This window comes from Allobosea sp. CER48 (assembly GCF_044752385.1).
In the GTDB taxonomy this organism is placed as follows: domain Bacteria; phylum Pseudomonadota; class Alphaproteobacteria; order Rhizobiales; family Beijerinckiaceae; genus Allobosea.
The window spans coordinates 1-1,219 of record NZ_JBIWYK010000697.1; the positions used below are offsets into that span (position 1 = coordinate 1).

At 65.4% G+C, this 1,219-nt stretch carries 1 protein-coding gene; it reads right to left on the reverse strand.

The window, feature by feature from the left end:
- On the reverse strand, positions 1-1,102 hold a 1,102-nt coding region (locus tag ACIPIA_RS16645; RefSeq protein ID WP_400511084.1), incomplete at its 3' end, for a glycosyltransferase family protein.
- Positions 1,103-1,219 lie beyond the last annotated feature (117 nt).

Below are 1,219 nucleotides of genomic sequence, written 5' to 3' on the forward strand. Positions count from 1 at the left end.
TGCCTTCGCCCGATTGCGACGGGTCGAAGAGCATCTCGATCAGGCCGAGCTCTTCTGCGCGCTTGGCACGGATCGCCTGTTCGAGGCGCGGCTTCACGCGCGGCACGATCAGCGCGGGTTTGTCGAAGGAGAGGATCTCGCAGAAGGTGTTGTAGCCGCCCATCGCCACGACGCAGTGGGCGCGGTTCATCAGCAGCTCGAGGCGCGGCTCGAAACCGAGACCCTCCAGCTTCGGGTTGCGGGAAATGCGTTCCGCGAACTCCTTGCGCTTCTCGCGCGACATGAAGGGCCCGAAGACGATCAGCGCCGGCAGTGGAATCGTCGGGTCGGCCTCGTAGGCGGAGATCACCCAGTCGATGACGCCGGCTCCGTCGCCGCCGCCGCCGGGCGTGACGAGGATGAAGGGTTGCTTGGTGATGCGTGGGTAGCGGTTCGGCGGCATCGGGCTTGGCACCGCGCGCTTGAGATAGCCGAGATAGCGAATCTTCTCGGCGTAACGCTGCTGATCGGGCAGGCCGGCCAGCGGCTGGTAGATGTCCTGCAGCCCGTAGACGAAGATGTCGTCATAGACGGCATCGAGCGTTTCGAGCGCGCCGCTGTTGCGCCATTCCTGCAGCAGGGTGGCGGGATCGTCGAGGACGTCGCGCAGGCCCAGTACGATCCGCGCGCCGCGGCGGCGCAGGATGTCGAGCGAGGGCTTCAGCTCGCCGCGCAGGCCGACGGGCTCCTTGTCGACGATGACGACGTCCGGATCGAAGGTGAGCACGGTCTGCTTGATGATGTCGGCGCGCAGCCGCAGCGTGTCGCTGAGATCGAGGTTGAGATGATGCGGGGCGTAGCGGCCGTCGCTCTGCTTCTCGATGCCGGGGATGCGGACATAGTCGATGCCGTCGCCGAACTGGAAGCTCGATACCACAGACGATCCGGAGACGATGATGACCGAGATATGCGGATAGCTCGCGATCAGCGCGTTGGCGATGGCGCGGCAGCGGCGGATATGGCCGAGGCCGAACGTGTCGTGGCTGTAGATCAGCACACGCGGAGCATGCGAGCTGCGCGGCGCCCTTTCGGCTCCGGCCAGATCGACGACGTTGGAAGACATCGGACGTCGCCCTCCGCAAAGGCCAGACGACCTCTTGGCGAGGACGAACGCAGCTGGAACCAAACAAATGAACTTATAGCGCGTGCGCGCGCGTCAACCAAGCCCATCCCGGCCGCT